Annotated in this window: 24 protein-coding genes; 13 read left to right on the top strand and 11 right to left on the bottom strand. The window is 72.3% G+C overall.

Features of this window, described 5'->3' with window-relative positions; genetic code table 11:
* Positions 1 to 12 precede the first annotated feature (12 nt).
* The 6 genes from ACIQ9G_RS17335 to zapE all read right to left on the bottom strand — a co-directional run bounded on the left by ACIQ9G_RS17335 (position 13) and on the right by zapE (position 5,862).
* A complete protein-coding gene (locus tag ACIQ9G_RS17335; protein ID WP_403609817.1) occupies positions 13 to 564 on the bottom strand; it encodes a YbhB/YbcL family Raf kinase inhibitor-like protein in 552 nt (183 codons plus the stop codon).
* A 130-nt stretch (positions 565 to 694) separates the two neighbouring features.
* Entirely contained in the window at positions 695 to 1,624 is a 930-nt protein-coding gene (locus ACIQ9G_RS17330; RefSeq protein ID WP_403609814.1) for a slipin family protein, read from the bottom strand.
* A gap of 114 nt (positions 1,625 to 1,738) precedes the next feature.
* Positions 1,739 to 3,229, bottom strand: a complete 1,491-nt coding sequence (locus ACIQ9G_RS17325; RefSeq protein WP_403609811.1) for a SulP family inorganic anion transporter — start codon at positions 3,227 to 3,229, stop codon at positions 1,739 to 1,741.
* A gap of 8 nt (positions 3,230 to 3,237) precedes the next feature.
* A complete protein-coding gene (locus ACIQ9G_RS17320; RefSeq protein WP_403609809.1) occupies positions 3,238 to 3,816 on the bottom strand; it encodes a carbonic anhydrase in 579 nt (192 codons plus the stop codon).
* Positions 3,817 to 4,140: 324 nt separating this feature from the next.
* A complete protein-coding gene (locus tag ACIQ9G_RS17315) occupies positions 4,141 to 4,539 on the bottom strand; it encodes a hypothetical protein (RefSeq protein ID WP_403609807.1) in 399 nt (132 codons plus the stop codon).
* A 207-nt stretch (positions 4,540 to 4,746) separates the two neighbouring features.
* Positions 4,747 to 5,862, bottom strand: a complete 1,116-nt coding sequence (gene zapE / locus ACIQ9G_RS17310; protein ID WP_403609804.1) for a cell division protein ZapE — start codon at positions 5,860 to 5,862, stop codon at positions 4,747 to 4,749.
* A gap of 37 nt (positions 5,863 to 5,899) precedes the next feature.
* Between zapE and ACIQ9G_RS17305 the strand changes: the two genes are divergently transcribed.
* The 10 genes from ACIQ9G_RS17305 (at position 5,900) to ACIQ9G_RS17260 (ending at position 17,321) form a co-directional block, all read left to right on the top strand.
* The gene (locus ACIQ9G_RS17305) at positions 5,900 to 6,727 is read left to right on the top strand and encodes a pyrimidine reductase family protein (protein ID WP_403609802.1); all 828 of its coding nucleotides are present in this window, start codon (positions 5,900 to 5,902) and stop codon (positions 6,725 to 6,727) included.
* A 399-nt stretch (positions 6,728 to 7,126) separates the two neighbouring features.
* The gene (locus tag ACIQ9G_RS17300) at positions 7,127 to 7,600 is read left to right on the top strand and encodes an indole-3-glycerol phosphate synthase (RefSeq protein WP_356184344.1); all 474 of its coding nucleotides are present in this window, start codon (positions 7,127 to 7,129) and stop codon (positions 7,598 to 7,600) included.
* Positions 7,601 to 7,697: 97 nt separating this feature from the next.
* Positions 7,698 to 9,086, top strand: coding sequence for a UDP-N-acetylmuramate--L-alanine ligase (gene murC / locus ACIQ9G_RS17295; RefSeq protein WP_403609799.1), 1,389 nt, complete (start codon positions 7,698 to 7,700; stop codon positions 9,084 to 9,086).
* Positions 9,087 to 9,100: 14 nt separating this feature from the next.
* Entirely contained in the window at positions 9,101 to 9,508 is a 408-nt protein-coding gene (gene msrB / locus ACIQ9G_RS17290; RefSeq protein ID WP_403609796.1) for a peptide-methionine (R)-S-oxide reductase MsrB, read from the top strand.
* Between the two features lie 130 nt (positions 9,509 to 9,638).
* Positions 9,639 to 10,013, top strand: coding sequence for a DUF6479 family protein (locus tag ACIQ9G_RS17285; protein WP_403609793.1), 375 nt, complete (start codon positions 9,639 to 9,641; stop codon positions 10,011 to 10,013).
* A gap of 371 nt (positions 10,014 to 10,384) precedes the next feature.
* On the top strand, positions 10,385 to 11,557 hold the full coding sequence (locus ACIQ9G_RS17280) for an ABC transporter ATP-binding protein (RefSeq protein ID WP_403609791.1): 1,173 nt from the start codon (positions 10,385 to 10,387) through the stop codon (positions 11,555 to 11,557).
* Entirely contained in the window at positions 11,554 to 12,270 is a 717-nt protein-coding gene (locus ACIQ9G_RS17275) for an ABC transporter permease (protein WP_403609788.1), read from the top strand. The genes ACIQ9G_RS17280 and ACIQ9G_RS17275 overlap by 4 nt, the downstream gene beginning before the upstream one ends.
* The gene (locus ACIQ9G_RS17270) at positions 12,267 to 12,935 is read left to right on the top strand and encodes an ABC transporter permease (protein ID WP_403609786.1); all 669 of its coding nucleotides are present in this window, start codon (positions 12,267 to 12,269) and stop codon (positions 12,933 to 12,935) included. The genes ACIQ9G_RS17275 and ACIQ9G_RS17270 overlap by 4 nt, the downstream gene beginning before the upstream one ends.
* Positions 12,936 to 13,077: 142 nt before the next feature.
* Positions 13,078 to 14,037 (top strand): ABC transporter substrate-binding protein, encoded by a 960-nt coding sequence (locus tag ACIQ9G_RS17265; RefSeq protein WP_403609784.1) that lies wholly within the window; start codon positions 13,078 to 13,080, stop codon positions 14,035 to 14,037.
* 335 nt (positions 14,038 to 14,372) lie between these two features.
* Entirely contained in the window at positions 14,373 to 17,321 is a 2,949-nt protein-coding gene (locus ACIQ9G_RS17260; protein ID WP_403609781.1) for a glycosyl hydrolase, read from the top strand.
* Here ACIQ9G_RS17260 and ACIQ9G_RS17255 read toward each other — a convergent pair.
* Positions 17,312 to 17,797, bottom strand: a complete 486-nt coding sequence (locus tag ACIQ9G_RS17255; protein ID WP_403609778.1) for a DUF6114 domain-containing protein — start codon at positions 17,795 to 17,797, stop codon at positions 17,312 to 17,314. The genes ACIQ9G_RS17260 and ACIQ9G_RS17255 overlap by 10 nt on opposite strands.
* 4 nt (positions 17,798 to 17,801) lie before the next feature.
* Positions 17,802 to 18,503 carry a DUF6230 family protein gene (locus tag ACIQ9G_RS17250; RefSeq protein ID WP_403609776.1) on the bottom strand — a complete coding sequence of 234 codons (702 nt, stop codon included), beginning with the start codon at positions 18,501 to 18,503 and terminating at the stop codon, positions 17,802 to 17,804.
* A gap of 524 nt (positions 18,504 to 19,027) precedes the next feature.
* Between ACIQ9G_RS17250 and ACIQ9G_RS17245 the strand changes: the two genes are divergently transcribed.
* Positions 19,028 to 19,681 carry a Tat pathway signal sequence domain protein gene (locus tag ACIQ9G_RS17245; RefSeq protein WP_403609773.1) on the top strand — a complete coding sequence of 218 codons (654 nt, stop codon included), beginning with the start codon at positions 19,028 to 19,030 and terminating at the stop codon, positions 19,679 to 19,681.
* Positions 19,682 to 19,699: 18 nt separating this feature from the next.
* Here ACIQ9G_RS17245 and ACIQ9G_RS17240 read toward each other — a convergent pair whose 3' ends face one another.
* From ACIQ9G_RS17240 to ACIQ9G_RS17230, 3 genes are all read right to left on the bottom strand, one after another.
* The gene (locus tag ACIQ9G_RS17240) at positions 19,700 to 20,617 is read right to left on the bottom strand and encodes a lytic polysaccharide monooxygenase (protein ID WP_403610076.1); all 918 of its coding nucleotides are present in this window, start codon (positions 20,615 to 20,617) and stop codon (positions 19,700 to 19,702) included.
* A 128-nt stretch (positions 20,618 to 20,745) separates the two neighbouring features.
* Positions 20,746 to 21,594, bottom strand: coding sequence for an NAD(P)H-binding protein (locus ACIQ9G_RS17235; protein ID WP_403609770.1), 849 nt, complete (start codon positions 21,592 to 21,594; stop codon positions 20,746 to 20,748).
* 3 nt (positions 21,595 to 21,597) lie between these two features.
* Positions 21,598 to 22,245, bottom strand: a complete 648-nt coding sequence (locus ACIQ9G_RS17230) for a ScbR family autoregulator-binding transcription factor (protein ID WP_403609768.1) — start codon at positions 22,243 to 22,245, stop codon at positions 21,598 to 21,600.
* Positions 22,246 to 22,420: 175 nt separating this feature from the next.
* Here ACIQ9G_RS17230 and ACIQ9G_RS17225 point away from each other — a divergent pair, with 175 nt between their 5' ends.
* Entirely contained in the window at positions 22,421 to 23,341 is a 921-nt protein-coding gene (locus tag ACIQ9G_RS17225) for a ScbA/BarX family gamma-butyrolactone biosynthesis protein (protein ID WP_403609765.1), read from the top strand.
* Between the two features lie 71 nt (positions 23,342 to 23,412).
* The gene (locus tag ACIQ9G_RS17220; RefSeq protein WP_403609763.1) at positions 23,413 to 24,060 is read left to right on the top strand and encodes a ScbR family autoregulator-binding transcription factor; all 648 of its coding nucleotides are present in this window, start codon (positions 23,413 to 23,415) and stop codon (positions 24,058 to 24,060) included.
* The last annotated feature ends 200 nt before the right edge of the window (positions 24,061 to 24,260 follow it).

The raw sequence follows: 24,260 nt of genomic DNA, 5'->3' as shown, positions 1-24,260 counted from the left end.
AGAGGTCCCAGGTCAGCGGCCGTAGCGCCCGGTCAGCGATCCGACCGCCAGCGCGTGGCCGTTCACGGCCCGGCGTACGTCGTCCGCCGTGGCGTCGGTGGCGAGGCCGAGCCGCCGGTCGGTGGCGTACACCGTGAAGACGTAGCGGTGCGGCTTGCCCACGGGCGGGCAGGGGCCGCTGTAACCGGCCTTCGTGAAGCTGTTGCGGCCCTGCGTGGCTCCCGGTGGCGTCCGGCCGGCGGGCACCCCCGTGGTGTGCGGGTCGATGTCCCACATCAGCCAGTGCGTGAAGGGGCCGCGCGGCGCGTCGGGGTCCTCGAGCAGCAGGACGAGGCCGGTCGTGTGCGCGGGGGCACCGGTGAAGGTCAGCGGCGGCGAGACGTCCTCGCCGTCGCACGTGTAGGGGCGGGGGATGGTGCCGCCGTCGCCGAACGCCGGGCTGGACACCGCGATCCGCCGCGCGGCCGTGGGCGTGGGCACGCCCGAGCCGCCTTCGTCGTCGCCGCACGACGAGACGAGCCCCAGGGCCGCCACCGCGGCGAAGATCACGAGCCTGTTGCGCATGCCGGGCACGCTAGCCCCGCCGCGACGGCCCCGCCAGCCACACCGGCATCGGCAGGGGCCGCGCCGGCGTCCCGGCCGGCCCCTCCCGGCGGCTCTGCGCCCGCCCCACCCCGGCGGCTCCCCGCCCGGCCTACGGCGTGCTCGTCGGCGTCGGCCGGACGTCCCGGGGGAGCGGGGCGGACGGCGCCGCCTGGGTCGGGGCGAGGGACGGTTCGATGCCTGGGGGCCCCGCGGCCGTACGCGGGGTGCCGCCCTTGGCCGTGGCGTCCTGACCGGCCGGGTGCGCCTGGTCCTGTTCCGGCTGCTGGGCGCGCTCCAGGAAGCGCAGCAGCTCGACCGGGAAGGGCAGGACGAGGGTGGAGTTCTTCTCTGCGGCCACCGCCACGATCGTCTGCAGCAGCCGCAGCTGGAGCGCGGAGGGCGTCTCCGCCATCTGCTGGGCCGCCTCCGCCAGCTTCTTCGAGGCCTGGAGCTCGGCGTCCGCGTTGATGATCCGGGCCCGGCGCTCCCGGTCGGCCTCCGCCTGCCGGGCCATGGACCGCTTCATCGTGTCCGGCAGGGACACGTCCTTGATCTCGACCCGGTCGATCTGCACGCCCCACCCGACGGCCGGGCTGTCGATCATCAGCTCCAGGCCCTGGTTGAGCTTCTCCCGGTTGGAGAGCAGGTCGTCGAGGTCGCTCTTGCCGATGATCGAACGCAGGGACGTCTGGGCCATCTGCGAGACCGCGAACTTGTAGTCCTCGACCCGGATGAGCGCGTTCGGCGCGTCGACGACCTTGAAGTAGACGACGGCGTCCACGCGCACGGTCACGTTGTCCCGGGTGATGCCCTCCTGGGCGGGGATCGGGAGCGTGACGATCTGCATGTTGACCTTGTAGAGCCGGTCCACGAACGGGATGATCAACGCCAGGCCGGGCGTGCGCGCGTCCCCGTTCAGCCGGCCGAGCCGGAACACCACCCCGCGCTCGAACTGCTTGACGATCCGTACGCCTGCCGCGACGTACACGAGGCCCGCGACCCCGGCGGTGATCAGTATGGCCACCAATTCCTGAAGCATGACGACGACCTCTCGTCAGCCGCTCGGCACTTTTGCGCCTTTCCCAAACGATATGCCCGGTATGAGACCGCGGTCGAGGCCAGGGCCACGACCGCGGTCCGGCGCGCGGGACGGTTACGGCGCCGGGGCCTCCGCATGGGTCGCGGCCCGCGGAGCCGTGACCTTCACCGGGTCGGTGCCGGCCGCGCTGTGCCGCTCGGCCCAGCTCTCCAGCGCCGTACGGCAGGCGTGGTCCAGATGGTGCAGTCCGGACAGGTCCAGTTCCACGGGACGGTCCTGGGGGAGCGCCTCCAGGCTGTCGAGGATCTTCGGCAGCCGCAGGAAGGTCGCGTTGCCCGCCAGACGCGCCCGCACCGGACCGGCACCCTTGTCGACGACCTCCAGCCTCACGTGCGACGCCTCCCAGGCGGTCTTGGCGACCGACAGGGCCAGACCGATCAGCACCCCCTCGAACATGTTCACGGCGACGATGGACACGGCCGTCACCACCAGGATCAGCGCCTCGCCCCGATACCCGCGCCACAGCGACACGAGCTGCCGGAGCGGGATCAGTTTCCAGCCCGCGTGCACGAGGACAGCGGCGAGGGCGGGCAGGGGTATGAGCGCCAGGGCCGCGGGGAGCAGAGCCGCGAACAGCAGCAGCCAGACGCCGTGCAGGACCCGGGAGGCCTTGGTGCGGGCGCCGGCCTGGACGTTGGCGGAGCTGCGCACGATCACGGCGGTCATCGGCAGCGCGCCGAGCAGCCCGCACACCGCGTTGCCGGCTCCCTGGGCCATCAGCTCCCTGTCGTACCGGGTGCGCGGGCCACTGTGCAGCCGGTCCACGGCCGCCGCGCTGAACAGGCTCTCCGCCGAGGCGATGAGAGCGAAGGCGAGGATCGTGCCGAAGATCGCGGGACGGCCCAGCACGCCGAAGGCCTCGGCGCCGGGCGGCTGGACCGCGCCGAAGAGGCCCCGCACCTCGACCGTGGCCACCGGCAGCCCGAGGGCCAGGGACACGACCGTGGCCAGCAGTACGGCGGTGAGGGCGCCCGGCACCGCGCGGACCCGCCGCGGCGTCCGCTGCCACAGCACCAGCACGGCGATGGTGCCGGCACCGACCGCGAGCGAGACGAGCGCCTCGGTGCTGCGCAGGGCGTCGACGGCGGCCCCCGGCAGCCCCGCGATCTTGGCGAGGCCGGACGCCGGGGCCTTGAGCCCCGCCGCCGCGTACAGCTGGCCCGCGATGATCACCAGTCCGATGCCGGCCAGCATTCCCTCGACCACCGAGAGCGAGATGGCCCGGAACCAGCGCCCCCACTTCAGCGCGCCCAGGACCAGCTGGAGCACTCCGGCGGCCAGCACGACGACCCCGAGCGCGGGCAGCCCGAACTGGCGGACCGCCTCGAAGACGAGCACGGTCAGACCGGCGGCCGGGCCGGACACCTGCAGGCTGCTGCCGGGCAGCAGCCCGGTGACGATGCCGCCCACGATGCCGGTGACCAGGCCCAGTTCGGCCGGGACGCCGGAGGCGACGGCCACGCCGACGCACAGCGGCAGCGCGACCAGGAACACGACCAGCGAGGCGGCGAAGTCCTGCCGCAGATGCGGGAACCTGTTGGTCACGGCGCCGCTCACAGGGCCGTGAAGGTGTCGGTCTGCGGGCGGTGCGCCAGTACGGCGCCGGTGTGCACCTCGTAGTACCAGCCGTGCAGGGTCAGCCGGCCGCTGTCCAGCTTCTCGGCGACGCAGGGGTACGCGCGCAGCCGCAGCAGCTGGGTCAGGACGTGGCTCTGCACGCCCTCGGCGACGGCCGGGTCCTCGGCCGAGCCCTCCGGCCGGGGCGTGGCGCCCGCCAGCCAGTCCCGTACGGCGGGTACGGCGTCCAGGTCGTCGCCGCGGACGAGGGCGCCGACGGCGCCGCAGTGCGAGTGGCCGCAGACGACGACGTCCCGCACGCCCAGCACTTCCACGGCGTACTCGATGGTCGCCGCTTCGCCGGTGGGGTGCCCCGAGGCGTGCGGCGGCACGATGTTGCCGGCGGTGCGCAGCTCGAAGAGCTCGCCGGGGCGGGCGCCGGTGATCAGGGCCGGGACGACCCGGGAGTCGGAGCAGGTGATGAACAGGACTTGGGGGGACTGGCCTTCGGCGAGCCCGGCGAACTCCTCAGGGCGCTGTCCGAACGTACGGGCGTTGTCGATGAGGGGCTGCATGTGTGGTGACTCCTCCTGGCGCGCCGTGGGGGCGCGTCCGGTCTGCACGACGGGTGGGGGGAGACTGCGCTGCCGCTCGGCAGGACTGCCCGCTGCGCGGCGGGACTGCTCGCTGCTCGGCAGGGTGAGAGGAGCTCGGCGGAGCCGCTCGGCGGTGCTTCTCGGCCGAGGTGCTCGGCTGAGGTGGGAGGTCTGGGGCCGGGTCAGGTGTCGCTCAACAGGGCGTGCCGCTCGGCACGGTGCGCTGCTTCGCGGGTCGGGCCGCGAGGCGGGGCGCGGTGCTCGGCAGCGTGTGGTGCCGTCCGGCGGGATCGGCCGCGCTCGTCAGCAGCGGAAGACCTGGAGTGCCGCCGGGGTGCGGTCGGCCGGGGGTCTGGACGTGCGGGAGTGGGCGGCGCCGGGGCCGGCCGCCTCGTGGGCGGCCGCCGGGACGTCCTTCAGCGCGGGGCGCTCGGGCGCCTCGGGAGCGGAGTCGGCGAGGCGCTGGCGGTCGCGGGTGCGCAGGGGGCCGGTCGGGTTTCCGGCGGGGCCGCAGTCACGCGGCGTCGCCGACTGGTGGTGCGCCGCCGCGCCGGAGGGTGTGATTCCGGTCGGAGTCTTGGCCTCGGGATGACGGACGGTATGCGCGTATGCGAAGGAAGGGGTCGCCGCGAAGACGGGAAGGGCGAGCAGCATGGCGGTGAGGAGGGCGAACGCGGTCCGGGCTGTTCCACCTCGGAACATGCGCCTCCCTCCGCTCGTCTCGCATCTCTGGTTCCGACCAATGGTTGGTCAACTACTGGTCAAGAGACACGGTAGCCCTGCAAAGTAGTTTGCAGGGTCAACTCCGCGTCGCGCGAGGAAGAGAGCCTCAAAAGTGTGGGTGTGTTGGCGCGAACCGGCTCTTGATCAGTGCGAGCCGCTCGGGTAATGAGGGTCTGTCGGTGACCGTCAGTCGCCGTCGACGAGCCCCTTGGCGTCCCGGGCGAGCGCGGTGAGCCGGGATATCGCGCGGAAGTACTTCTTGCGGTAGCCGCCGTTCAGCATCTCCTCGCTGAACAGCCGGTCGAAGGGCAGACCGGAGGCCAGGACGGGCACCTCGCGGTCGTAGAGCCGGTCGGCGAGCACGACGAGGCGCAGCGCCGTCGACTGGTCCGGCACCGGCCGGACGTCGGTCAGGCACACGGCCCGCAGTCCGTCGGTCAGGGCGCCGTACCGGCTGGGGTGGACCTTGGCCAGGTGCTCCAGCAGGTGCGGGAAGTCGTCGAGCGAGGCGCCCTCGGTGGCGTACGCCGTCTTCGTCACCTGCTCCTCGGAGTAGGGAGCCGGTGCGTCGGGCAGACCGCGGTGGCGGTAGTCCTCGCCGTCGATGCGCAGCGTCCGGAAGCGGGCCGACAGCCCCTGGATCTCGCGCAGGAAGTCGGCGGCCGCGAACCGGCCCTCGCCGAGCTTGCCGGGCAGGGTGTTGGAGGTGGCGGCGAGCGCGACGCCCGCGTCGACGAGCTTGCCGAGCAGGGTGGACACCAGCACCGTGTCGCCCGGGTCGTCCAGTTCGAACTCGTCGATGCAGAGCAGCCGGTGGCCGGAGAGGGTCTCAACCGTCTTCTGGAAGCCGAGGGCGCCGACCAGGTTGGTCAGCTCCACGAAGGTGCCGAAGGCCTTGAGCGCGGGCTCGGCCCGGGCGGCGTGCCACAGGGAGGCCAGCAGGTGGGTCTTGCCGACGCCGTAGCCGCCGTCCAGGTAGACCCCGCGGGGGCCGGCCGGGGCCTTCGCGGCCTTGGCCCGGCCTCGGCCGAGTCCGAAGAGGCCGCGCTTGCCGGAGCCGGTGGCGTGCGCCCCGCCGAGCCCGGCCGCGAAGTCCTCCAGAACTCCCACGGCCTCGGTCTGGCTCGGCTGCTTCGGGTCCGGGATGTACGTGGCGAAGCGCACCGCGTCGAAGCGCGGCGGCGGCACCATCTCGGCGACCAGCCGGTCGGCCGGGACGTGGGGCTCGCGGGCGCACAGGGACTGCGGGGCCGCGTCGGCTGTCGGACGGAGGCGGCCGGAGGCGGCGGTGGAGGAGGACACGGTTCCCCATGCTAAGCCGCGTGGAACACTGCACGTCATGCGACGCCTGTTCCCTGTGACCGACGAAACAGCAGCCCAGGCCCCGGGAGAGGCCCGCGGGGCCGGTGGTGCGCACGTGCCCGGCGCCCCGGCGGACCGGGAGTGGAGCCTGTCCGAGCTGGCCGCCGCCTACGCCTACCCGGAGCCCGGCCCCGGGGGCCGGGGGTCCTGGCTGCGGGCCAACATGGTGTCCACGCTCGACGGCGCGGCCCAGCACGAGGGCCGTTCGCAGCCCATCTCCAGCGCCGCCGACATGCGGATCTTCGGCACGCTGCGGGCGCTGGCGGACGTGGTCGTGGTGGGTGCGGAGACGGTACGCCAGGAGGGGTACCGCCCGGCCCGCGCGCGCGAGGAGTTCGCGGCGATGCGGGCGGCGGCCGGGCAGGGCCCGGCGCCGGCGATCGCGGTCGTCACCGCGAGCCTGGAGCTGGACTTCTCCCTTCCGCTGTTCACCTCGCCGCTGGTGCCGACGCTGGTCCTGACGGGGGCCGCGGCGCCCGCCGACCGGGTCGCGGCGGCCGGGAAGGCGGGCGCGAAGGTGGTGACCGCCGGGGACGGCGCGGGCGTCGACCCGGCGCGGGCGGTCGCCGCGCTGGCCGGACTGGGCCACACCCGCCTGCTGACCGAGGGCGGCCCGCGCCTGCTGGGCCAGATGGTGGCGGCCGGGGTCCTCGACGAGCTGTGCCTGACCGTCTCCCCGATGCTGACCGCGGGCGACGCCCAGCGGATCGCGGGCGGCCCCCCGGTCCCGGTCCCGCGCCGCTTCACCCTGGCCTCCCTCCTGGAGCAGGACGGCTTCCTCTTCACCCGCTACCACCGCGCCTGACCACCGTCCGGGGCCGGCGAGCCGGGTGCGCGGTCCGGCGACTGCCGGCGGCGACCCGTCCGACGAGGGCACTGACCGTGCGCGAGGGGCCCCGGGCGAGCCGCGACGGACCCGGGGAACTGGCACAGGCCCGGCGGACTGCCACGGAACCGGCGCTTCCGCGGCGGCCGCCGGGCCCCGGTGGGGCGGCTGCGTGGCCCCTTCGCGGGCGCCGGTGGTCCCGGAGTCGGCCGCCGTTGGTCCCGGGAATGGCGGAATTGATCGTTCCGCTTTGTTGCGGCTGGGCACACTAAATCCGGCAGTACCCGTGCGATCACGGGGCAGGATGGTTTCCGCAGGGGCCGCGACGGCCCACGGGGAGAGAGGGTCCGCGGGCCCTCGAAGGAGAAGAGGCGCCTGGTGTTCACAAGCGTACTGATGATCGAGAAGGCCCTGACGTCCGCCGACGTGGAGTTCGTCACCACCCTTCACGGGGAGGAGCCGGTCGCCTTCCACGTGCTGCTCCAGCCGCGCGGCGACCAGGCGGACCGCCTGCTGCGGGCCATCGACGACATCGCGCTCGGCGAACTCGACGAGGCGGCGCGCGAGCGTGAGACCCCGGAGGGCGAGGAGGCCAAGAGCGCCGGTCAGCAGGCCCTGGAGGTGTCCCTGAAGGCCCTGCGCGCGGCCGGCAGCGAGGCCGAGGGCCGGCTGGTCGAGGACCACCCCCTGGACGCCCTGAAGGGCCTGGTCGGCGAGACCGGGGCCGACGAGGTGATCGTCCTGACCGACCCGCACTACGTGGAGGAGTTCTTCCACCGCGACTGGGCCTCGCGGGCGCGCCACAAGGTGGGAGTGCCGGTGCTGAAACTGTTCTCGCACAGCAAGGCATAGTCTTGGTCGCGCCCTCCGCCGGAGGGCGCGACCGTCGTCCGCCGGAGGGCGCGACCGTCGTCGTACCGCTCGTCGTACCACCTGGGGAGAAACGCGCATGGCACCCGGCCTTCCTACCGCCATGGACCGACCGCACTTCATCGGCATCGGCGGCGCCGGAATGTCGGGCATCGCGAAGATCCTCGCCCAGCGCGGGGCGAAGGTGACGGGCAGCGACGCCAAGGAGTCGGCGACCGCCGAGGCGCTGCGGGCGCTCGGGGCGACCGTGCACATCGGGCACGCCCGCGAGCACCTCGCCGACGACGCCGACTGCGTGGTCGTCTCCTCGGCGATCCGCGAGGACAACCCGGAGCTGGCCCGCGCCGCCGAACTGGGCATCCCGGTGGTCCACCGGTCCGACGCGCTCGCCGCGCTGATGACCGGCCTGCGCCCGATCGCGGTGGCCGGCACCCACGGCAAGACCACCACCACCTCCATGCTGGCGGTCTCGCTCACCGAGCTGGGCCTGCGGCCGTCGTACGCCATCGGCGGCGACCTCGACGCCCCCGGTTCCAACGCGCTGCACGGCGAGGGCGAGATCTTCGTGGCCGAGGCCGACGAATCGGACCGCAGCTTCCACAAGTACGCCCCCGAGGTCGCCATCGTCCTCAACGTCGAGCTCGACCACCACGCGAACTACGCCTCGATGGACGAGATCTACGAGTCCTTCGAGGCCTTCGCCGGGAGGATCGTGCCCGGCGGCACGCTGGTGATCACCTCGGACCACGAGGGCGCGCGCGAACTCACCCGGCGGCTGGCCGGTTCGGTGCGCACGGTGACGTACGGCGAGGCGCCGGACGCCGACGTGCGGATCCTGTCCGTCGTGCCGCAGGGCCTGAAGAGCGAGGTCACCGTCCTGCTGGACGGCGCCGAACTCACCTTCACCGTCTCCGTCCCCGGCCGCCACTACGCGCACAACGCCGTCGCCGCGCTCGCCGCGGGCGCCGCCCTCGGCGTCCCGGCCGCGGAACTGGCCCCCGCGCTGGCCGCGTACACCGGGGTCAAGCGGCGCCTTCAGCTCAAGGGCGAGGCGGCCGGCGTCCAGGTGATCGACTCCTACGCCCACCACCCCACGGAGATGACGGCCGACCTGGAGGCGATGCGGGCGGCGGTCGGCGACGCCCGCATCCACGTGGTCTTCCAGCCGCACCTGTTCTCCCGCACCCAGGAGCTCGGCAAGGAGATGGGCGAGGCACTGGCCCTCGCGGACGCCTCCGTCGTCCTCGACATCTACCCGGCCCGCGAGGACCCGATCCCCGGTGTCACCAGCGAGCTGATCATCGCCGCCGCCCGGGCCGCGGACGCCGACGTGACGGCGGTGCACGACAAGGCCGAGGTGCCGGACGTGATCGCGGGAATGGCCAAGCCCGGCGATCTCGTTCTCACCATGGGCGCGGGCGACGTCACCGACCTCGGGCCGCGCATCCTTGACCGTCTGTCGAAGTGAGGGGCTGAGGGCGAATGCCGTACGACGTCGAGAAGCCGGACGAGCAGTGGCGGGCCGAGCTGACCCCGGCCGAGTACGCCGTGCTGCGCCAGGCCGGCACGGAGCCCGCCTTCGTCGGTGAGTACACCGACACCAAGACCGAGGGCGTCTACTCCTGCCGGGCCTGCGGGGCCGAACTGTTCACCTCCACCACCAAGTTCGCGTCCCACTGCGGCTGGCCGTCCTTCTACGACCCGAAGGACACCGACGCCGTGGAGCTGGTGGCGGACCACTCGCACGGAATGGTGCGCACCGAGGTCAGGTGCGCACGCTGCGGATCGCATCTCGGACACGTGTTCGAGGGTGAGGGGTATCCCACCCCGACCGACCAGCGGTACTGCATCAACAGCATCTCGCTGCGGCTGGCGCCGGCCGACGAGTAGGGCGGTGCCCGGCCCGGGCGGCTCCGCGCTTTGCGGCTGACCGGGACGGTGGGACACTGTGTGACACAGGTGACGTTCTGCGCGTCACCGGCACTCTTCACTTTCCTCGGCGGAGGCGGGTGGGAAAAACATGGTCACAGCTTCCAACGTCGTACTGGCCGCGTCGCCGCACTCCTGGGCGGTGGTCACGGCCTTCATCCTCGGGCTCCTCGTCGTGGTCGGGGGGCTGGTCTGGGCGGTCTGGCTGGGCATCAGGGTGATGCTCAGGGAGCCCGACCGGCCCAGCGAGGCCGAACAGCCGCACCTGCCGGTCACCGGGGCGGTCCACGAGATCCGGGAGCTGAGGGAGCCGGACGAGGTGCACGCACACGCCGACGACGGGTCGCGGCTCATGCCGTACGAACTCCACGCCACCGGCACCCGGCGCAGCCACGACCAGCACCGGCACCGCTGGAGCCCGGGCGGCAGCGGGTCCTTCGGCAGCGGAGGCCCCGGGGCCCACTGACGGTCGTACGCCCGGCCCGGTGTTCTGTTCGACGCCGGGCCGCGCGTCGCCGGGGGCCGGCCACTTCGGGCGACCAGGACCTGTCCGGCCGATCAAGTCGCGGGAGGGCGAGGGTGACCGGTCAACGCCGGCGAGCGGGGTCTGGTGCGTGCAGATGCAAGGCGGAGGAGGGAGTCGACGCGGAGCGTCGGCGAGTGACGACAACGCGGCTGGGGGTGCCCCCTGCTCGAAGAGCTTGGGGGAGTGCGTGCCAGACCCCGCGCCTGCGGCATGATCGGCCGGACAGATCCTATTAGACTCTCCGGGCACGGCCCGCGCGACCGTGGGCGAGAGCGGGGAAAGCCCGCCAGACCCGAAGGGCACTCGGCGTTTTGATACGGATAGATTCAGTCACCAAGCGGTATCCGGACGGCACGGTGGCGGTCGACCGGCTCTCGCTGGAGATCCCGGACCGCTCCATCACCGTCCTCGTCGGCCCGTCCGGCTGCGGCAAGACCACGACCCTGCGCATGATCAACCGGATGGTGGAGCCTACCGAGGGCGCCATCCTTCTCGACGGCGCCGACATCAGGAAGCAGCCCGTCAACGCCCTGCGCCGGTCCATGGGCTACGTCATCCAGAACGCGGGCCTCTTCCCGCACCGCACCATCGTCGACAACATCGCGACCGTCCCCCGGCTGCTCGGCTGGGGCAGGCAGCGGGCCCGCGCCCGGGCGGCGGAGCTGATGGAGCGGGTCGGGCTCGACTCCGCGCTCGCCAAACGCTATCCGTACCAGCTCTCCGGGGGCCAGCAGCAGCGCGTCGGCGTGGCGCGGGCGCTCGCCGCGGACCCGCCGGTCCTGCTGATGGACGAGCCGTTCTCCGCCGTCGACCCGGTGGTGCGCAAGGGACTCCAGGACGAGCTGCTCCGCATCCAGGCCGAGCTGGGCAAGACGATCGTCTTCGTCACCCACGACATCGACGAGGCGATCAAGCTGGGCACCATGGTCGCGGTGCTGCGCACCGGTGGCAGGCTCGCCCAGTTCGCGCCGCCCGCCGAACTGCTGTCCGCGCCCGCGGACGCCTTCGTCGAGGACTTCCTCGGCACCGACCGCGGCATCCGCCGGCTGTCCTTCTTCGCCTCCGCGGAACTGGAGCTGACGACGGCACCGGTCGTCGCGGTGGACTCCACCGCCGAGCAGATCGCCGCCCGCGCCGCGACGGACGCGCCCTACCTGCTCGTCACGGACGCGGACGGCAGGCCGCTCGGCTGGAGCGAGCCCGCCGCGCTGACCGCCGGGGACGTGGATCCCGCCCGGCTCCTGCCGTACGGGCGGCCCTTCGCCCACGGCAGGGACTCGCTGCGCGCCGCGCTCGACGGCGCCGTGCTGTCGCCGACCGGCTGGGCGGTCGCCGTGGACGGTACCGGCCGGGTGGCCGGCGTCGTCTCGCAGGCGACCATCGGCGAGGCGATCCGCAGCGCCCACGCCCAGGGCCGCGCCGACGCCGGCGCCGAAGCCGAGGTCGACGCCGGCGCTCGTGCCGACGCCGAGGCCGCCCGATGAACCGCTTCTTCGACATCCCGAGCGACCTCCAGCACAGCTGGCTCGGCCTGATCGGCCTGCACCTGCGCGAGGCCCTGCTGCCGGTGCTCGCGGGCCTGCTGGCCGCTCTTCCGATCGCGCAGCTGTGCGTGCGGTTCCGCTGGCTGTACCCGCCCGTGCTGGGCGTCACGACCGTGCTGTACGCGATCCCCTCGCTGGCCTTCTTCGTCGTCCTCATCGACTACACCGGCCAGACCGAGGTCACGGTGATGATCCCGCTCGCCGTATACAGCCTCGTCGTGCTCGTCCCGGCGATCGTCGAGGGGGTCCGCTCGGTGCCGCGGGAGACGCTCGCCGCGGCCACCGCCATGGGCCTCGGGCCCGTACGGCGTTATCTCCAGGTGCAGTTGCCGATCGCCGCACCCGCGATCATCGCCGGGCTGCGTGTGGCGACCGTCTCCAGCATCAGCCTCGTCAGCGTCGGGATGCTGATCGGCAACCAGGGCGCGCTGGGCAACCTGCTGCACGACGCCAACATCTACAACCGGCCCGAGCTGGCGGTGAACTCCGTGGTCACCACCGCCGCCCTGGCGGTCCTCGCGGACGCCGCGCTGGTCCTCCTGCGCCTCGCGCTGACCCCCTGGATGCCGCGCGGCACCGGCCGCCGCACTACGCGGACCACCCAGGCCCGGCCCGAAGCGGCCGCGCCCGCCCTGGAGGACGCCGCCCGGTGAACGTACTGCACTTCGTCAACGCCTTCTTCGGCGACAGCGCCCACTGGCACGGCTACGACGGCATCCCCACGCGCGTGGGGGAGCACATCCGGTACTCCCTCATCGCCCTCGCGCTCGCCGCCCTCATCGGACTCCCGGTCGGCCTGGTCACGGGCCACTACGGGCGCGGCGGCAACGCCCTCGCCCTGATCGCCACCGCCGGGCGGGCGCTGCCCAGCTTCGGCCTGCTGGTGCTGATGTTCATCGTGCTCGGCCTGGGCCTGGTGCCGGTGATGATCCCGCTGGTCGTGCTCGCCGTACCGCCGATCCTCGTGACCACGTACGAGGCGCTGCGGTCCGTCGACCCCTCGCCGGTGGACGCCGCGCGGGGCATGGGGATGGGGGAGTCCCGCATCCTCTTCCACGTCGAACTGCCCGCCGCGCTCCCGCTGATCCTGAGCGGCCTGTGCTCGGCGGCCATCCAGATCGTCTCCACGGCCACCATCGCTGCCTACGTCAGCCTCGGCGGCCTCGGCCGCTACATCGTCGACGGCCTCTACCAGCGCGACTACGAGAAGGTCGTCGGCGGCGCCGCGCTGGTCGCCGTGCTGGCGCTGGCCACGCTCGCGCTGTTCTGGGCGGTGGCGCGCTGGGCGGTGTCGCCCGGGGTGCGCCGCAGCGGCTGACCCGCGGGCGGGTATCCGACCTCCCTCGGGTGGAGAGCGTCCATCGAGGCCGATCGGTGACCCGGCCGCACTTGACTGACCGAGAACCCCCTGGATTGGATCGGAATACGACGTGCCAACTCCTCAGCCCGGAACGGGAACCGTGACTTCTCACACGAAGAGCACCAGGTCAACCACGAAGCGCTCCGGCGCCGCCGCCGTCGTCCTCGCCGTCACCGCGGCGCTCGTCGCGGGGTGTTCGTCGTCCGGCGGCAAGAGCGACAACCCCCTCGCGGAGAAGAAGGCCGCGGGCGACACCGTCGTCGTCGGCTCCAACAACTTCGCCGAGAGCATCCTGATCGCCGACATCTACGGCGAGGCCCTGAAGGCCAAGGGCCTCAAGGTCAGCTACCGGCCCAACATCGGCAGCCGCGAGACCACTTACGGCCTGCTCAAGAACGGCTCCGTCACCGTCCTGCCCGAGTACAACGGCGCGCTGCTGGCGTACCTGGACAAGAAGGCCGCGCCGAAGACGGTCGAGGCGACGACGGCCGCCATCAACTCCAAGCTGGACCCCAAGCTGACGCTGCTGAAGCCGGCGCCCGCGCAGGACAAGGACTCCGTCACGGTCAACGCGCAGACCGCCAAGAAGTACGGCCTGACGGAGAAGTCCTCCGTCGCGGACCTCAAGGACGCCGCGAAGGACATGGTCCTCGGCGGATCGCCGGAGTTCCAGACCCGGCAGCAGGGTCTGGTCGGCCTGAAGTCGGTCTACGGGCTGGAGTTCAAGTCCTTCAAGGCGCTCGACGCGGGCGGCCCGCTCACCCAGGCGGCGCTGAAGAAGAACACCGTGCAGGCCGCGGACGTCTTCACCACGGACCCGACCATCTCCAAGGAGAAGTTCGTCGTCCTGCAGGACCCGAAGAACCTCTTCGGGTTCGAGAACGTACAGCCGCTGGTCTACAAGTCGGGCCTGAACCAGAAGGGCGTCGACGCGCTCAACGCCGTCTCGGCCAAGCTGGACACGGCCACCCTGCTCGACCTCGACACCCAGGTGCAGTCGCAGAACAAGGACCCGCTGGACGCGGCCAAGGCCTGGCTGAAGTCCGCCGGCCTCGGCTGACGAGCCGACGAGCCGACCAGAGGGAGCACACGGGCCCGGGCGTCTTCGCCCGGGCCCGTGCCGCTGCCGGTGGGCCGGAGGCACGTCTGAGAGCGCTCTCACAACTCCTGCCCGCTTCAGATGTCCCTCCGCCCCACCATCCCCCTGTTGCGAAGGGATGACCGTCCGGTAAACGGTGATTGCGCGATGTATTGACGCGTTGTCAGGCCCTGCCTAGCCTCAACGTTCTGAGAGCGCTCTCAAACCCAACCTGGGAGCGGTGCACGTCTCCATGTCCTCGACCTCGTCGCGTGCCGGAGCGCACGCGCGACCCCACGTTCGGGAGATGCCCACACATGTCAAGAGACAGCGATCAGCCCCACAGAACGGCGCTGAACCGGCGCGCGGCGGTGTTCCTGGCCGTCGCCGCCCTGCTCGGCGCGGCCCTGGCCGTCCTCACTCCCCGCACGGCCGACGCCGACACGGTGGGCCAGGGCAGTTACACCACCAAGGCGCCCGGCCCGCTGCCCTCGGGCTGCGCGGACCTGTCCACCAATCCACGCCACTGGGTCACGGCCAACGCCCCGTCAGGTGCCGTACCCACCAACGACTGGTGGTCGTCGATCCTCTGGAAGCGCACCAACTGCGCCTACGGGGAACCCCTGTTCGCCCAGCCCCTCGGCTTCCGCGCCCAGTCGGGCGGACTGGGCTTCTCCTACAGCACCAAGCCGGCGATATCCGGCGGCGCCAAGGGCGTGGGCGAGTACCACTTCAACTACCAGGAGGACTTCGTCGCCGGTGTCTCGGGTCTGGCCGCCCCCGAGGTGAAGGTCGACGACTGGAGCGACTGGACCGTCAGCCCCTACCTGAGCGACGGGGCGCACACCCTGCGGGCGACCATCGGCTCCGGTCTGCCGTTCGCCTACTTCCGGGCGACCGGCGGTGACGCACGGATCAAGGCGGCCTCCGACGCGACCGTCGACGTGTGGTCCCGCTCCGGCTCGACGATCGGCTACACGATCAACGGCCACGACTACGTCGCCTTCGCCCCGACCGGCGCCACCTGGACGGTCGACGGCTCCACCTTCACCTCCTCGCTCGCGGGCAAGGACTACTTCTCGGTCGCCGTACTGCCGACCACGCCCTCCACCCCGGCCGCCGACCGGGCCGCCCTCGCCGACGAGTACGCGAAGTACGCCCACAACCACGTCACCGGAACCGCGGTCTCGTACCGGTACGACGAGGCGGACAGCACCGTCACCACGACGTACCGCCTCACCACCACCGCCCGGGAGGGGACGGGGACGGGCACGGTCGCGGCGCTGCTGCCGCACCAGTGGCGCCACCTCGCCGGTGGCACCCCGCTGCCGCAGAAGTACGTCTCCTCGCGCGGTCCGCTCAAGGTGCTCACCGGCATCACGTCCTTCACCACCTCGATGGTCTTCCACGGCGTGCTGCCCGAGGTGCCGGCCGTCGCCGACGGCTCCGGGGCCGACGCCGCCACGCTGCAGAACTACCTGAACGCGGAGAAGGCCGATCCCACCCGCCAGCAGAGCGACGACACCTACTGGACCGGCAAGGGCCTCGGCCGGGCCGCGCGCCTGGCGGAGATCGCCGACCAGACCGGCAACAAGGAGGTGCGCGACGCCGCCCTCTCCGCGATCCGGTCCAAACTGACGGACTGGTTCACCGCGTCCCAGGACAAGACGGGCCACCTGTTCTACTACGACGACAAGTGGGGCACCCTGATCGGCTACCCGGCCTCCTACGGGTCCGACCAGGAGCTGAACGACCACCACTTCCACTACGGCTACTTCGTCGCCGCGGCCGCGACCCTCGCCAAGTTCGACCCCACCTGGGCCGACGCGAGCCACTACGGCGGCATGGTCGACCTGCTCATCCGCGACGCCAACAACTACGACCGCACCGACAAGCGCTTCCCCTACCTGCGCGACTTCGACATCTACAGCGGCCACGACTGGGCCTCCGGCCACGGCTCGTTCGCCGCCGGCAACAACCAGGAGTCCTCGTCCGAGGGGATGAACTTCGACAACGCGCTCATCCAGTGGGGGATCGCGACCGGGAACAAGGCCGTCCGGGACGCCGGCATCTACATGTACACCACGCAGGCCGCGGCCATTCAGGACTACTGGTTCGACACCGAGGACCAGATCTACCCGAGCGACTTCCCGCACAAGGAGGTCGGCATGGTCTGGAGCAACGGCGGGGCCTACTCGACCTGGTTCTCCAGCGCTCCCGAGCAGATCCAGGGCATCAACCTGCTGCCGGTGACCGGCGGACACCTCTACCTGGGCAGCGACCCGGCCTACGTCAAGGCCAACTACAAGGAGATGCTGGACCAGAGCGGCAAGACACAGCCGTCCATCTGGACCGACATCTGGTACGAGTACCTGGCCCTCGGCGACGGCGACGCGGCCCTGGCCGCCTTCCGCGCCAACAACTCCTTCACCTCCGAGGAGGGCGAGAGCAAGGCCCACACCTTCCACTGGATCCGCAACCTGGCCGCACTCGGCACCGTGGACACCCGTGTCACGGCCGACAATCCCCTGGCCTCGGTCTTCGTGAAGGACGGCGCGCGCACCTACGTCGCCTCCAACGTACTGTCCGAGGACGCGACGGTGCACTTCTCCGACGGGACCACCGTGCAGGTGCCCGCGGGCAGGACGGTCGCCTCCGGGGCCCTCGACTGGAGCGGCGGCAGCGCCGCGGGCGGCACTCCGCCGAGCCCGACGCCGACCACCAGCCCCACGGACAGCCCGTCCCCGACCCCGACCGAGACCTCGAGCCCCACGCCCACCCCGACGGGCACCGCCTCGTCGCCGACGCTGTATCCGCAGAGCGACGGAACCCTGGCGAGCACCTCCGGCAGCGCCGGCAGCGCCACCGTGGCCTCCGCCGACGGAGTCAACCACGACGGCACCCCGTACAAGCCGTACACGCTGAAGGCCGACGGGCTGAACCTGAAGTACGACGGCGGAGCCCTCACCTTCGACCTGGCCGTCGACGCCAAGCAGGTCGTGGGCAACGCGGTCCAGCTCCAGGTGTCGTACGACTGCACCGGTGACGGCGACTTCGAACGCGTGGAGACCTACCGGTACTTCGCCACCGACCCGCTGAACGGCTGGGAGCACTACACCGAGAAGGCGGGACTCGCCTCGGCGAGCGGAACGGCGTGCGACCTGAAGGGCGGAACCGTGCAGGCCAAGGTCTGGAGCGCGCTGGGCAACAGTGACAACCTCCTCGGCACCGGCGGTCTGTCGGTGCTGCGGCTGCCCTACACCTGAGCCGGACCGGCAGGCGGGCGGACCGTGTTCCGGACCCCGCCCCCTGCCTTCCGCTCCCTCCGGCGCTGCCTGCGCCCGCGGCGCGGCTCCTGGTCCGGGAGCCAGCCGAAGGCCAGGCAGCTGCCGGTCACGCCGAGGAGGAGGCCCAGGAAGAAGCCGCCCAGGTTCGAGGTGAGCCAGGTGCCGAGGGACAGCAGGATGCCTACGAGGGAGTAGAACAGCCGCTGGGCCGGGTTGAACAGGGTCAGCAGACCGCACAGCAGCATCAGGGCGGGCAGCAGGTACCCGGCCAGACCCTGCATACCGATGTGCATGACGACCTTCAGGGACGCCTTCTCGGTGAGCAGGATCTCCGCCCCGCCCAGCGTCAGCAGCAGCCCGCCCCAGAAGGGGCGGCGGGCCCGCCACCGGCGGAAGGCCCCCCGTGCGTCCCGGCGGGACCGGGCCGGCGTGCCCGGCCGCGTGTCGTGCGTCATCGGTTCAGCAACCCGAGCCGCTGAAGCGGAGCTTGAGGCCCGGCAGCTTGAAGACGCCAGCGGTGGTGGCGTAGTTGGTCTGCCGCAGGTCGGCGATCCGGACGGTGTCCGCCTGCTGGCTGAACACGCCCTTCGGGCCCCGCACCCCCGCCTTGGTCAGCATGCTCGCGTCGTTGCCGATCTCGATGTTGTCGAACGCGGCGTCGCCCGACAGCTCGGTCGAGTCGGTGGTCAGATCGGCGGCGGTCACCTTGTCCGCGCCGCTGCCCGCGGTGATGAGCAGGTTCGTGCCGCCGAGGTCGACGCTCTGGCAGAGCTTGGTCAGCGTCGCCTTCTTGATCGCGGAGGTCACCACCAGGACCTGACCGCCGGTGTCGCCCGCGTTGGGGCTGTCCTCGGCCATGTTGTCCAGGGCGCCGAACTGTTCGAAGCCCGTGCCGTTCAGCTCCGTCGCGGTGACCGTGAACGGCATCCCGGAGATCGCGAACTGCACGCCCAGCGCTCCCTGGGCGGTGAGCACCGCCAGCCCCGCGGCGACCAGCGTCGCAGGTACGGCCAGGATCGCGGCACGGCGCAGCCGGACCCGGCCGCCTCTCTCCGTGCCGTCGGCCGTCCCGGACGCCGCGGGCGTCTCGGTGACGGAACCGCTTTCCGGCTGCTCGGGGGTGTTGCCGGCGGACGACGTGGGGTCCGAGGACGAGGCCATTTCTCTACTCCCATGGGCATGGTCAGTGCGGTCGGAGTGCGGCGGCCCGTTGCCCTGGCGCGGACAGCGGCTGCGGCGCGGCGCCCTCGCGACTCCCGGTGGATGCAAGGGCTTTCTCATTACGCAGCAGTAGCCGTCGAGGAAGTTACCGGTGGTTACATTTGCGGGTCAAGGTGCTTGTAAAAGTTGCGTGGCGATTGTGTGCCGCCTGCCCGGTCCGCGGGTCGTACCGACCCCTGGGGATGTCAACTCCCTTGCTTTGCCTTGACGTTGACTGGCGAGTAGGTCTACAACTCTGCCTGGCCCTCCCGGATCCGTGGCGCCGGATCCGCCGCGCGGCGCGACCGCGTGCCCTCCCGGACTCCGCCCTGCCGACGTGCGCTCTCGTGACGCCCAGCACGCATCCCCCCATCCCCCCTGGCACCCGCGCGGACGCCTTTCCCCTTCGGCGCTCCGCGCCGGTGGACGCCTCACAGCGTCCCGCCCTCGCACCACCCCCCCCACTCCAGAAACGAGGTACCCGCATGCGTACGCGTCCCCTCCTCACCCTCGCCGCCGCGGTCGCCGCACTCTCGCTCCCCGCGTTCGGCACCGCCTCCGCCGCCGGCACCCCGGTGCTCACCACCGGGAGTGCCGGCGGGGCGGCCGTCGCGGTCGGCGACACCCTCACCGCCCAGCTGGCGAGCGGCACCACCGCCACGCTCCGCTCCAGCGCGACCGGCACCAGCGGCGTCTCCTGCACCTCGTCGACCTTCACCGCGTCCGTGACGGACAACCCCGCCGCACCGGGCACGGCGACCGAATCGGTGAGCGCCCAGACCTTCGACCCCGCCAGTTGCACCAGCAACGTCACCGGTGTGCTCGGCGTCAACAGCATCACCGTCGACAACCTGCCGTACACCACGACCGTGTCCTCCGACGGCACCCTCGCCGTCGCTCCGGCGAGCGGCTCGACCGTCCAGACCACGGTGAAGCTGCGCACCCTGCTGGGCGGCGTCACCTGCGTCTACCAGGCCCCCGGCCTCAGCGGCGGGGCAGACAACGCCGACAACGGCATCACCTTCACCAACCAGCAGTTCAGCAAGGTGTCCGGCTCGTCGCTGTGCTTCAGCAGCGGCTTCTTCACCGCCAAGTACGCACCGGTGACCGACGCGGGCGCACCCGTCTTCGTCAACTGAGCAGTGCGATAACGAGGTTCAGCGTCGGCGCAGACGCAGCGCCAGGGCGGCGCCCCCGGTGAGCACCAGCACCACGGCGGCGCCGCCCGCCAGCATCGGCGCGGACGGACCCGAGCCGGTACCTGCCGTGGCGGCCACGGGGCCGGTGTCGGTGTTCGCGCCGCCGCCCGACCGAGGGGCGGCCGCGGTCGAGCCCTCCGGGGAGGATGTTCCCGGGGCCGCGGCCGTGCCGCCCCGCCCGGCCGACGCGCCGCCCGACGCCGTGCGCCCGCCCGTGCCCGTCCCGACCGTGCCCGTCCCGCCCGTGCCCTTGCCGAACACCACGTCGGAGCACGAGTAGTACGTGTCCGGCGTGCTGCTGTTCTGCCAGACGGTGAACAGCACATGGCGGCCCGTCCGGTCGGCGGGCAGGGTGGCCCCGATGCGGTACGCACCGCCCGCGAACGCCGGGTCCTTCACCTCGGCGAACGGCCGCGCGGGCAGATCGGACCAGGTCAGCGGCTTCGTGGGGTCGTAACCGGGTTTGGTCAGGTACAGCTTGAAGGTGCCCTCGTGCGGGATCGTGGAGGCGTACTTCAGGGTGAGCTTCGCCCCCGGCGTCAGACGGGTCGAGGGCCAGTCGGCGCGGGCGAGGTCGAGCCCCTTGTAGGCGGGCAGACCGCCGCTGCACAGCTTCCCGTCCGCGATCATCTCGCGGTCCCTGCCGTTCACGTTCGCCACCCGCAGGTTGTCCCACGCCGTGAAGGGGGCGCCGTTCGCCGCGATCGCCGCCCGGCAGGCCGCCGTACCGGCGTCGCCGCCGTCCGGCGAACAGGCGTATACCCGGCTGACCGGGTCCGTCGGGGCGCCATGGGCCTGGGCGGGAACCGCCGCCCACACGGTGAGCAGGGCGGACGCCGCCGCGGCGGCTCCAGTGACCCTGAGGGGGGCGGTCATCCGAGTCACGGGGACGTCTCCTCGGCCGGCGCGGGAACGGTTTGTTCCATGCAGTACGGAAGACGCGCCTCGCGCGTTCAGACCCGGTGCGGGGGAGAGCCCGCGGGGTCCCCGGCGCCCGTCCGGGTTCAGCCTCCGAACGCCTCCAGGTGGTCCACCGCCCAGTCCCGGTAGTCGCGCGCCGGGCGGCCGAGCAGCGCCTCCACCGTCGGATGCACCCGGGCCTTCGCGCCGGACCGTCCGCGCGCCGCGCTCTCCAGCAGGGCGTCGGCCAGGGGCGCCGGGTAGCGGGCGCGGAGCAGCCCGCGCGCCGTGTCCGGTGCCAATTCCTCGAAGCGCACGGGCCGTTGCAGCAGCTCGGCCAGCACCCGGGTCTGCTCGGCGGCGCTCACCGACTCCGGGCCGGTGAGGGCGTGGGAGCGGCCCGTGTGGCCGTCGGGGTCCAGCAGCGCGGCCGCCGCGACCTCGGCCACGTCCCGGGGGTCGACCGTCGCGTTGGGCGCGTGTCCGCCGGGCGCGCGCACCACGCCCTCCTCCCGTACGGAGCGGGCCCAGCTCAGGGTGTTGGACATGAAGGCGCGCGGGCGCAGCATCGTCCACGACAGCCCCGACTCCCGCAGCAGCCGCTCGTTTTCGCGCTGCCAGGTGGTGATCAGATCCGTGGCCCCGGCGTCGGTCACCGCCAGCGCCGACAGCTTCACCACATGGCGTACTCCCGCGCGGAGCGCCGCCGTCACGAAGTGCTCGTCGTGGGCGGGGGTCAGCGGGTCCGCGGTGACCAGCAGCGCCGACCGCACCCCGGCCAGGGCGCGTTCCAGGCTCGGCGGATCGCCGAAATCCCCCGCGACGGTCTCGACTTGCGGGCCGGGAGCGACCCGGCGCGGATCGCGGGTCAGCACCCGCACGGGCGCCACGCCGGACAACCGCCGCGCCACCAGACGTCCGACGGTGCCGGTCCCACCGGTCAGCAGGATCACGGCTCAGGATTCGCCGGTCCCGAGGGCGGCCAGCACCCGTGCACCCCGGTCGGGTTCGGCGTCCAGGCGGCGCAGCAGCCCCGGCACCGCGAGGCTCGGCAGGATGTGCCCCCACAGCACGGAGATGCGGTGCCCCAGGTCGTCCCGGCCGGTCAGGGCCCGCGACATCAACTGGATGCCGGCGAACGCGCCGACCAGCAGCTCCACGGTCTCGCGCGGCTCCACGGTCGGCAGCAACTCCCCCTGTTCGCGAGCCTGTTCCATGAGCCCCATGAGGTGCTCGGCCCACTGGAGGAACGGCCCGGTGTGGTCGACGCCGGGCGGTGCGCACTGGTCCACGGTCAGCCGGACGCTGCCGCGCAGCAGGGCGTCGCCGAGCAGGCGCCGGGCCACCACGAACGTGGTGTCGATGATCTCCTGCAGCTTGCTCGACCGCGGCGGCACCGCACCGAAGTCCACCTGCTCGTCCAGCACCGCCTGGGCCAGGGACTCCTTGGACGGGAAGTGGAAGTACAGGGCGCCCTTGGTGACATCGGCCCGCTCCAGCACCATGGCGATGGTCGTGGACGTGTAGCCGTGCTCGTCGAAGACCGCACCTGCCGCTTCCAGGATCGCCCTGCGCGTCCTGATGGCGCGCTCCTGCTTCGCCACAAGAACCCCTCCACTGCGCCGAGTCGGCCGGTCGCCGCCCGTGCGCCGGACCGGCCGCGCACAGGTCCGGTCCACCCGATCTCATTGAAAACAAACCGGTCGGCTCGTATTCTAGCGCTCACCGGCGCGGGCAACTCGCCGTCCGCCAAGGCTTTCAGGGGACCCAGGAGGGGACATGCCTCAACTGCGGCAGCTCGCCGAGTTCCCGGCGGCGGCCACCGATCCGGGGGCCGTCCTGACGGCGACCGTACCCCGCCAGCTCGTGCACCGCGCGGCGGTGGCCGAGACCTTCCTCACCGGATGGGCCAGGAACGGCGACGACCACTTCACCGTCACCGCGCAGTGGCCGCGGGCCCACCAGTTACACGTGTCGCCGGACCGGACCGCCTACGAGCCGCTGCTCGTGGTCGAAACCGTCCGCCAGAGCGGGACGTTGCTCGCCCACACCGAGTACGACGTGCCGCTGACCCACCAGTTCGTGCTCCAGGAGCTGCGCGTCACCACGTACCCGGCGCAGCTCGCCGTCGGTCCCCTGCCCGCCGAAACCGACCTGGACGTCCACTTCTCCCGCTCCGGCAGCCGGCGCTCCGCCTCCCTCACCTACGAGGTGGACGTGCGCCGTGACGGGGAGCGGGTGGCGGCCGCGCACGTCGCCTTCACCAGCGTCGGAGAGTCCGCCTACCGCCGGCTGCGCGGCGGCCGAACCGTCGAGGGTGTGACCGCCCTGCCCGTCCCTCCCGGCCTCCCGGCCGCCGACGTGCACCGCGCGCTGCCCGCCGACGTGGTCCTGGCGCCGACGCGTGACGAGGACCGCTGGCAACTGCGTGTGGATACCGAGCATCCCGTTTTCTTCGACCATCCGCTCGACCACGTGCCGGGCATGCTCCTGCTGGAGGGCGCCCGCCAGGCCGCCCGTCTGCGCATGCCCGCCGACCGGCCGCAGGCGGCCTTCCGTGCCACCTTCCACCGCTACGCCGAACTGGACCTGCCTACGTGGATCGAGGCGGAGACCACGAGCGGCGGCGAGATACGCGTCACCGGAATCCAGGAGGGGGCAACCGTCTTCACCTGCGTGGTGAACGCCGCGGGCTGGTGAGCTATCGTGTACGGGGAGTCAGAAACAAACGGCATGTCCCGTTCTTTGCAAGCCCCGGGAGTGTTCTGTCGATGCCGAGGCAGTTACGCGCCGAGCAGACCCGCGCGACGATCATCACGGCGGCCGCCGACCTGTTCGACCTACACGGCTACGAACGGACCAGCCTCAGCGACATCGTGGCGCACGCGCGGGTCACCAAGGGCGCGCTGTACTTCCACTTCGCGGCCAAGGAGGATCTGGCCCACGCCATCATGGAGTTGCAGTCCCGGGCCTCGCGCCGGGTGACGAGCGAGGTGGACGAGCGGGGCTGCTCCTCGCTGGAGGCGCTGATCCGCATCACCTTCGCGCTGACCCGGCTCACCGTCGAGGGCCCGGTCACCCGGGCCGGCCTGCGACTGGCCACCGGCGGGGTCGAGGTGCGGCCGCCGCTGCGGCACCCGTTCACCGAGTGGCTGGAGATCGCCACCCGCAAACTCCTCGGCGCGGTCCGGGAGTCCGACCTCCACCCGGACGTCGACGTGCACGCCGTCGCGCACTCGCTCGTCTGCTTCTTCGTCGGCACCCGGATCGCGGGCCGGCCGCTGGAACCGGCGGCGCGGCTGCCGCGCCGGACCGCCGAGATGTGGCACGTCCTGATCCGCGGCCTGGTCCCGGTGCACCGGCGCCCGCGCTACCTCACCCTCGCCACCCAGCTGGAGCGGGAGATCGCCGCAGTCTGACCGGCCGGCCGGAGCGGCGACGCCGTCGAGCGATGAGGCGCCGAGGAGCGGTGACGATCCGGCGGGCGGTGACGTCTCCGGAGGCGGTGATGATCCCGGCGAGCGGTGACGATTCCGGGGCGGTGACGACTCCTGCGAGCGGTGACGACTCCGGGGGCGGTGACGATTCCAGGGGCGGCGACGACCCCGGCGGGCGGTGA

It is taken from the genome of Streptomyces sp. NPDC096152 (genome assembly GCF_044763235.1).
In the GTDB taxonomy this organism is placed as follows: domain Bacteria; phylum Actinomycetota; class Actinomycetes; order Streptomycetales; family Streptomycetaceae; genus Streptomyces.
This window is presented reverse-complemented; position numbering and strand designations above follow the sequence as displayed.